Annotated in this window: 1 protein-coding gene; it reads right to left on the minus strand. The window is 42.5% G+C overall.

Going from position 1 to position 315, the window contains the following annotated elements:
- Positions 1-66 precede the first annotated feature (66 nt).
- A partial coding sequence (locus EZM41_RS13355; protein WP_232618911.1) for a hypothetical protein occupies positions 67-315 on the minus strand: 249 nt, incomplete at its 5' end.

Raw genomic sequence — 315 nt, forward strand, 5'->3', positions numbered from 1 at the left:
TGCTCGAAAGAATACCGCAAATGCTTGCGCAACAAATGTTGGGTCTTACAAAGTCGCCCCTTATTATTATGGGTTTAATAATGGTCTTTCTCCTAATCCAAGATTTAGTTCTTCTTTTAGGGCTATAATTAACTTAGAGCGAACATCGACCACCTCGGCACAGTAAATAAAGGGACTCACTCCAAATTCAACAATCACGCTTTTAGGAACGTAAACTTTTTCGTAAAGATCGATGGCTGGGCGAATACATGGGAGATAGAGGGGTTTTGTTTGAACCCCATCGGCACCGAGCGTTTTAGCGTGATCGGGACAAAG

Origin of the sequence: Acetomicrobium sp. S15 = DSM 107314 (assembly GCF_016125955.1) — a bacterium.
In the GTDB taxonomy this organism is placed as follows: Bacteria; Synergistota; Synergistia; order Synergistales; family Thermosynergistaceae; genus Thermosynergistes; species Thermosynergistes pyruvativorans.